Raw genomic sequence first — 7,460 nt, forward strand, 5'->3', positions numbered from 1 at the left:
TCCATGCTGCCACCCCCTGCAAAGGGAGGCCAGCAGCTGCTTTTTCCCTTTTTGCTCTTTTCTTCCTGCTGCCTGTTTTGCCACCGGCCACCGGCTGTCAGCCATTTAACCCTTACTAAAGAAGGTGTCCAAATGAACATGAATTCAGAAAATCAAAAAAAACAAATCCATCTGGTAGCCGCTGCCAGACCCAATTTCATGAAAATAGCACCGCTTTACCATGCATTAAAAAACCAATCGTGGGCGCATCCGGTTATTGTGCATACGGGCCAGCATTATGATTTGAATATGTCTGATATTTTTTTCCAGAATCTGGGGCTTCCTTCTCCGGATCTGCATCTTGGCGTCGGGGGAGGAACCCATGCGGAGCAGACCGGCCAGGTGATGATCGCCTATGAAAGAGCGCTGGTCAATACCCGGCCGGACCTGGTCGTTGTCGTGGGGGATGTAAATTCCACCGTGGCGGCAAGTATTGCGGCCGTAAAGCTCGGGATAAAGGTGGCACATCTTGAGGCGGGACTTCGCTCATTTGACAGAACCATGCCTGAAGAGATTAACCGCGTGATAACCGATTCAATTGCCGATATGCTATGGACCCCTTCTGCCGATGGCGATGAAAATCTGATCCGGGAAGGCATTTCCAGAGACAAAATCCGGCGTGTAGGCAATATCATGATTGATTCTCTGGAACTGCTTCGGGATCAAATCCGGAAAGAATCGGTCTATGAGGCCTATGGCTTCAGCAAAAACGGCTATGGGGTGGTGACATTTCACAGACCGTCCAATGTCGATAACCCCCTGCTGCTAAAAAATATATGTGAAATTCTGGGGCGTGTTTCAAAACAGATCCCTCTGATTTTTCCGCTGCACCCCCGCACCCGGAATAATCTCGAAAAAAACGGTCTGATGAAAACGTTAACCCGATTTCCCGACCTTTTGATCGCCGAACCGTTAAGTTATATCAAATTCATGAATCTGATTTTCAATTGCCGCCTGGTCATTACCGATTCCGGCGGCATTCAGGAAGAAACCTCATATCTGGGTATTCCGTGCCTGACCATGAGGCCGAATACTGAGCGCCCTGTTACCATTACCCTGGGGACAAACCGGCTGTGCAATCCCGAAAATCTGGAAGTTCGTATTCAAACTGTTCTGTGTGACGGAAAAACTCAAAAAACCGATATCGATCTATGGGATGGGAAAACCGCGTTACGGGTTGTCGATTCCATCAGAGAAATGGCCTTTCAGCGGTGAGTGCTTTTTTAGCCCGTGCATCGCGAAGCAGCACGCCTGATTCTCAAAAACTTATTGACACCTTCCATCTTAAAAGAGTATAGCGTTCAGGTTATGAACAAAACGTTACTCAAGCATTTTGAAGATGAAATTCGGATGGGGGTACTCAAGATTCTATCAACCCCTGAACGCGGAATCACCCAGCGCGAAATGGCTCAGCGCCTGAACATCAGCCTGGGAAAGACCAATTACTGTTTGGCCGAGCTTGTGAAAAAAGGATACGTTCGGGTCAAGCGGTTTAAAAACAGTCACAACAAAGCCGCTTATGCCTATCTGCTCACTTCCCGCGGCATTGAGGAAAAAGTTCAACTCACTGTGAAATTTTTGAAACTGAAACTGAGTGAGTATGAAGTTCTGGAAAAAGAAATCGAAGAATTGCGAACAGAGGTTGCTGCCCTTCAGCCGGAAAGCAAAATCGACTGAAATATCGAACAAGGCTTTATCTGAATAAATTGATAACAATATTAAAACGTTATATCAAAATTTCAGATGTAACCCACCCTGCGGAGCTATGCACAAAACGAGATCAGGGGCCAGCCACCCGCTTTCCCTGATAATAAATGGCGGATAACGGAGAATGATCATGCCACCCGTAGCCCTTAAAATAACGCCGGAAACCAAACTCATCGTCATGTCAGACATGCATCGGGGGGACGGGACAGGCTGTGACGACTTTGCCCATAACTCGCTCCTCTACAAATGCGCCCTCGACCATTACCTCAGGGAGGGATTCACTTACATAGAGCTGGGGGATGCTGAAGACCTCTGGGAAAACAAGACATTTGAGCAGATATACATCACCCACACCTCCATCTATGACCGGCTCAGAAAGTTTCACGACCCGGATCCGGAAAAGACCCGCTACATCAAAATATGGGGTAATCACGACATCGAGTGGAAGGACAACTTACATCCGCTTTGTTCTGTTTTCCCCGGAATTTGCGTGCATGAGGCGGCCGTTACGGATGTCGGCTCGGAAAGCCGGATTTTTTTCTGGCACGGCCACCAGGTAGATCCCAAATGCTGTGGCAACGGGGCGGCCGTCAGTAAATTTTTTGTTCGTTACTTCTGGCCTTACCTCCAGAAATTCGGCATTAAAGATCCCACAAGGGCGGCCGTCAATCCGGGCCTGTCCGATGATATTGATGAAAAGCTTTATCAGGTGGCCATCCATAAGGAACAAAAGGCAGACATCCTCATCGCCGGCCACACCCATCGACCGGTGTACGAAAGCCTGACCCTGACCGAGCGCAGAAGTTTTGAAGCCAGCAGGAAACTGCCTGCAGGCCGGAAAAAATCCAAACCCGAGCCGGTCTACTACAACACCGGCTCCTGCGTACACCCAAGATGCATTACCGGCATTGAAATTACCATGCAGGGCCGCCGCCCCATTTTCAAACTCATAAAATGGAGCTATGACGCCACCCCCTGCCCAGAGGAAAAAGCATACACGCTGACCCTGAAACGCAACATCCTCGAGCCCTGCGAAGTCTGATAATCCATACACGCCGGATAGTTCCATAATCATAAATCAAGGGTTGATTTTTCCGCCATAAAGAAAAGATCCGTGGCAAAGAAAACATACTCAAGCAAAGCGGCCGAGAGCGATAATGGAAAAAATTGAAAAAGTAAAACAGCACCTGATCGAGTCTCCTCAAAAATGGCTCATCACCGGCGTAGCCGGCTTTATTGGATCAAATCTCCTGGAAGCCCTTTTAAAACTGAATCAAACTGTGGTCGGATTGGATAACTTTTCAACCGGTTACCGCCATAACCTTGAAGAGGTCCGTTCCGGTGTTTTACAGGATCAATGGAATAATTTTACCTTCATTGAGGGCGATATCAAAAACTTCGAGACCTGCCGGCAGGCGTGCCAGGATGCAGACTATATCCTCCACCAGGCCGCTTTGGGTTCGGTACCCCGTTCGATAAACGATCCGATCACCACGAATGAAAACAATGTGACCGGTTTTTTGAACATGCTCACGGCAGCAAGAGATGCCGGTGTAAAGCGCTTTGTGTATGCCGCATCCAGTTCGACCTATGGAGATCATCCCGACCTTCCCAAGGTGGAGGATAAAATCGGCAGCCCCCTGTCACCCTATGCCGTTACAAAATATGTCAACGAACTCTATGCAGATGTGTTCGGCCGGATTTACGGCGTGCAAAGCATCGGCCTGAGATATTTTAATGTGTTTGGCCGTCGCCAGGACCCGAACGGCGCATATGCGGCCGTGGTCCCATTGTGGTTTTTTGCCATGATAAAGGGAGAAGAGGTCTTTATCAACGGGGACGGCAAAACCAGCCGGGATTTCTGCTATATCGACAACTGCGTTCAGGCCAATATGCTCGCCGCCTGCACGACTAATCCGGAAGCTGTAAACCAGGTTTATAATGTGGCCTTTGGCCAGAAAACAAGCCTGAATGAACTGTTTTCGATCATTCGGGATCTGGTTGGAACTGAATATCCGGAAGTGAGAGGAAAAAAACCGGTTTATCGTGATTTTAGAAAGGGAGATGTCCTGCATTCTCTGGCTGATATAAAAAAGGCGGGTAACCTTTTGGGGTATGAGCCGGAATATTCTGCAAGAGATGGGCTGGGGTTGACGGCGTCGTGGTATATCCGACTCGTGTAAATCTGCGAAGATCCGCTGGGAAAAAAAGAAATATCCCCGCCAATCCGCGAAAATCCGCGGCAAAAAATATCCGTGGCAAAAGAATAAAAGCTCCGTAGTAAAAACGAAGAAACCAATAAAGCAATGGACGCCCCCGAAATGTTCCTAAAGAGGAAAAAATGAACCTGCCTGAGATTGGCGATATGGTAACTACAGAAAAAGCCCTGGAATTATGCCGGTATTTCGGTCTGGATTATCTGATTGAGCGTATTGAATCCGATCCGGAAAGGTATAAGGAATGGAAGTTCGACGGATGCTCGGGGCTGCCGGATGAAGTGATGGGTTTTTTCACGGGCTGTGACTGGAAGGACATCACTTACAAGTGCTGCTTGCCGCACGATCTTTGCTACGGTTATGGTGAGCCGGGAAATGATATCGAGAGAAAGCGGGTGGACCAGAAGTTTTACAGCGATCTGGTGACCCAAGCGGGTATGAAAAAATGGTGCGCCTCTGCTTTTTTTGCAGGGGTTCGGATAGGCGGCGTGGAAGCTTTCGGGCTGTCATTCTCATGGGGATTTGCTAATTTGCCATCCCGGTTACAGGAAGGCAAAAACTGATTTAACAGGGCAGGCAGATAAACAGAGGTACCCATATTTGACAGAATTAACTGGACATACAACTGGCGCATGGGGTCGTGCCAAGATAACGATTTGAAATAACAGGGAATTTATCTAAATAAAGCAACAAAAGCACCAGCGTCCCCTCTACCAAAATGTGAGTCCGCGAAGATTAGCGGCAAAAAAAGAAATATTATCAACAGATTACGCAGATTGCACAGATTAAAGAAAAAGAAAAAGAAAAAGAAAAAGAAAAAAACTGAGTGCTTGAATTTAAAAATAATCTGTGAAATCTGAGCAATCTGTGGAAAAAGATTATCCGCGCCAATCAGCGACAAAAGAATAAAAGCTCCGTAGTAAAAACGAAGAAACCAATAAGCCAGTGATAAACTAACAAAACTACCAGCGTCCCCCCTATCATTTATGCATGAATAAACCCTGATTGGAGGAATCTATATGAAAAAACATTATCCGATAATTATCGAACAGGATAAAGATGGGGTATATATAGTTCAATGTCCATTATATAAAGGTTGCCGAAGTTACGGGTATAATATTGAAGAAGCCATGGGAAATATAAAGGAGGCTATCGAAGCCTGCATTGAGGATGAGGAGGATAACTTTGAAGATCAGCCGACATTCATTGGAATACGAGATATAGAATTGAGTTCGGTATGACAGATTATCCCACATTATCATTTCGTGATCTTATCCAGAAACTTAAAAAATTAGGATTTGAAAAGATCCGCCAGAAGGGATCACATATTCGATTTGTCCACCTGGACGGTCGTAAAACAACTATCCCAGATCACGGGAACAAAGATGTACCCCATGGCTTGCTCATTAAGCTTATTCGAAACGATTTGGAGATGGATATAAAAGATTTTTTTGATAAGTGAATTTCCTTATATCTGAAATAATCAGCCACGGATATACGCAGATGAACGCGGATAAAAAAAGAAAAGATCCGTGTGAGTCCGCGAAGATCCGCGGCAAAAAAGATCCGCGCCAATCAGCGGCAAAAGAATAAAAGCTCCGTCTTGAAAACGAGGAAATCAATAAAGCAATGGACGCCCCCGAAATGTCCCCCTTAATTTCGTTGGGGTTGATGCTATGGTCGACACTATGTTACAATAAGTGAAACTTAATGTAGAAGAAATGTTTGCCATGCAACCCATCAATCAGTTGGCGCAGCAGTTGGAGCGTCTCGCAGGCAGCGAGCATTGTTTATTTATGCTTTCGGATTTGCGCGCTGTTTTGCCGGAGCATTCCCAAACGGCTTTCAAGACGTTGGTCAGCCGTGCTGAAAAAAAAAGGCTGTTGAAACGTGTTTGCCGGGGGGTGTACCTGTACCCGAAGGTTGATTATGCCAGGGGGTTGGTTTTGTTTCATACCGTCGCCCGGTTACGTGCCGGCGATTTTAATTATCTTAGTTTGGAAAGCGTATTGAGTGATGCCGGCGTCATTTCGCAAATTCCCATGAATTGGATTACGGTTATGTCATCCGGACGAACGAACACCATTTCCTGCGGTGATTTTGGAACTATCGAGTTTGTCCATACACAGAGGCGTCCGGCCCGTATCTATTCGAAGTTGATTTACGATTTCCGCTGCCGCATGTGGCGGGCATCAGTCAAACTGGCCATAAAAGACATGAAGATAACGCAACGCAATATGGATTTAATAGCGTGGGACGCAGTTCATGAACTTGTTTGATCAGCTGGTTACCCAGGCATTGAAAAACCGGGGCCAGCTGGCACCGTTGCGGACGGTCGTTGAAAAAGAGCTGCTGCATCATGATATACTGCGGGAAATGAGCAGCGCCGGTTTATTGAGCGGCCTGACATTTATTGGTGGCACATGCCTTCGTGCGTGTTATGGATCAAGCCGGTTGAGTGAGGATCTTGATTTTACCGGCGGCCATGATTTTACTCGAGACACCCTTTCCGAACTGGCGGATATTCTGATCACCCGTTTGCAGACAAAATACGGATTGCATGTCGAGGTCAGTGAGCTGATCCGAGAAACAGGCAATGTCGATACCTGGAAATTGAAGGTGATTACCTGCCCGAATCAGACACACCTTCCGACCCAGCGTATTCATATCGATATTTACGCTATTCCCAGCTACGATCATCAGCCGATGATGCTGCGTAACCCCTACGGCATTGAAATGGGCACTTCAGGCCTGATCATACAGGCGCAAAGCCGTGAAGAGATTTTTGCTGACAAGGTAGTCGCCCTGGCATTGCGTCCCAATCGCCTGAAGAACCGTGATCTTTGGGATATGGTCTGGTTGAAACAGCAAGGCATTGCCTTGCCGCTGGATTTGATTCCTGAAAAAATCAGGGATCACCATTGCAGCCCGGAAACATTTCTTGATTTGTTGAATGACCGCCGGAGTCAACTGCAAAACGATCCGGCCCTTCGCGAGCATTTTATCAATGAAATCAGGCGGTTTCTCCCCAAAGCTCTGGTGGATGAAACCGTAGAAAAAGAATCCTTCTGGCGCTACCTGACCAGTGAGATCAGCAGAGAATGTGAATCAGTTATCCGCTTTTTGAAAGAAGATACAAAACCTTCTCTGTTCAGGATGTAAGACCACTTAAAAACAGAACCCATCCGCTATTTTTTTTTAAATAAAAGTTCCGCCCAAGCCGTGTAACTCCGCCTGCCCTGTTTAACAGGGGCGGCAAAAAAAATCTGTGCCAATCCGCATAAATTAGCGGCAAAAAAAAAGAACTTGAGCGTAGCAGGGGTTATGGTAAAGAAACTCGTAATTTAATCACCCTTATTGCCATTGCTTACAATTTTATTAAATGGAGGACATTTCTTTGACGATGAAACCATTATTTGTAAGGGTTGAATGGGATGATGAAGCCTGCGTATGGGTTGCTACCAGCGACGATGTCCCAGGGCTTGCAACCGAAGAAGA

General features: G+C 46.7%; 9 protein-coding genes. All 9 read left to right on the forward strand.

The genetic code is table 11. The annotated features are described in order from the left end of the window. Positions 1–138 precede the first annotated feature (138 nt). The 9 genes from wecB to PHQ97_08250 all read left to right on the forward strand — a co-directional run bounded on the left by wecB (position 139) and on the right by PHQ97_08250 (position 7,124). A complete protein-coding gene (wecB, locus tag PHQ97_08210; protein MDD4392710.1) occupies positions 139–1,254 on the forward strand; it encodes a UDP-N-acetylglucosamine 2-epimerase (non-hydrolyzing) in 1,116 nt (371 codons plus the stop codon). A gap of 93 nt (positions 1,255–1,347) precedes the next feature. Further along, positions 1,348–1,716: a MarR family EPS-associated transcriptional regulator gene (locus PHQ97_08215; GenBank protein ID MDD4392711.1), complete on the forward strand. Its 369-nt coding sequence runs from the start codon at positions 1,348–1,350 to the stop codon at positions 1,714–1,716. A 160-nt stretch (positions 1,717–1,876) separates the two neighbouring features. After that, entirely contained in the window at positions 1,877–2,788 is a 912-nt protein-coding gene (locus PHQ97_08220; protein ID MDD4392712.1) for a hypothetical protein, read from the forward strand. Between the two features lie 115 nt (positions 2,789–2,903). Then, positions 2,904–3,929 (forward strand): NAD-dependent epimerase/dehydratase family protein, encoded by a 1,026-nt coding sequence (locus tag PHQ97_08225; GenBank protein ID MDD4392713.1) that lies wholly within the window; start codon positions 2,904–2,906, stop codon positions 3,927–3,929. Positions 3,930–4,087: 158 nt separating this feature from the next. After that, a complete protein-coding gene (locus tag PHQ97_08230; protein ID MDD4392714.1) occupies positions 4,088–4,525 on the forward strand; it encodes a hypothetical protein in 438 nt (145 codons plus the stop codon). Positions 4,526–4,981: 456 nt separating this feature from the next. Beyond that, the gene (locus tag PHQ97_08235; protein MDD4392715.1) at positions 4,982–5,203 is read left to right on the forward strand and encodes a type II toxin-antitoxin system HicB family antitoxin; all 222 of its coding nucleotides are present in this window, start codon (positions 4,982–4,984) and stop codon (positions 5,201–5,203) included. Then, positions 5,200–5,424, forward strand: coding sequence for a type II toxin-antitoxin system HicA family toxin (locus PHQ97_08240; GenBank protein MDD4392716.1), 225 nt, complete (start codon positions 5,200–5,202; stop codon positions 5,422–5,424). Before PHQ97_08235 ends, PHQ97_08240 begins: the two co-directional genes overlap by 4 nt. A 238-nt stretch (positions 5,425–5,662) precedes the next feature. After that, positions 5,663–6,241: a hypothetical protein gene (locus PHQ97_08245; GenBank protein MDD4392717.1), complete on the forward strand. Its 579-nt coding sequence runs from the start codon at positions 5,663–5,665 to the stop codon at positions 6,239–6,241. After that, complete coding sequence (locus tag PHQ97_08250) at positions 6,228–7,124, forward strand: nucleotidyl transferase AbiEii/AbiGii toxin family protein (protein MDD4392718.1); 897 nt, start codon at positions 6,228–6,230, stop codon at positions 7,122–7,124. Before PHQ97_08245 ends, PHQ97_08250 begins: the two co-directional genes overlap by 14 nt. The last annotated feature ends 336 nt before the right edge of the window (positions 7,125–7,460 follow it).

This window comes from Desulfobacterales bacterium (genome assembly GCA_028704555.1).
Classification (GTDB): Bacteria; Desulfobacterota; Desulfobacteria; order Desulfobacterales; family JAQWFD01; genus JAQWFD01.

What these genes read in the sequence shown, in the direction of transcription:
- wecB (MDD4392710.1), top strand. Translation starts at nt 139, where the DNA reads ATGAATTCAGAAAATCAAAAAAAACAAATCCATCTGGTAGCCGCTGCC.
- PHQ97_08215 (MDD4392711.1), top strand. Translation starts at nt 1,348, where the DNA reads ATGAACAAAACGTTACTCAAGCATTTTGAAGATGAAATTCGGATGGGG.
- PHQ97_08220 (MDD4392712.1), top strand. Translation starts at nt 1,877, where the DNA reads ATGCCACCCGTAGCCCTTAAAATAACGCCGGAAACCAAACTCATCGTC.
- PHQ97_08225 (MDD4392713.1), top strand. Translation starts at nt 2,904, where the DNA reads ATGGAAAAAATTGAAAAAGTAAAACAGCACCTGATCGAGTCTCCTCAA.
- PHQ97_08230 (MDD4392714.1), top strand. Translation starts at nt 4,088, where the DNA reads ATGAACCTGCCTGAGATTGGCGATATGGTAACTACAGAAAAAGCCCTG.
- PHQ97_08235 (MDD4392715.1), top strand. Translation starts at nt 4,982, where the DNA reads ATGAAAAAACATTATCCGATAATTATCGAACAGGATAAAGATGGGGTA.
- PHQ97_08240 (MDD4392716.1), top strand. Translation starts at nt 5,200, where the DNA reads ATGACAGATTATCCCACATTATCATTTCGTGATCTTATCCAGAAACTT.
- PHQ97_08250 (MDD4392718.1), top strand. Translation starts at nt 6,228, where the DNA reads ATGAACTTGTTTGATCAGCTGGTTACCCAGGCATTGAAAAACCGGGGC.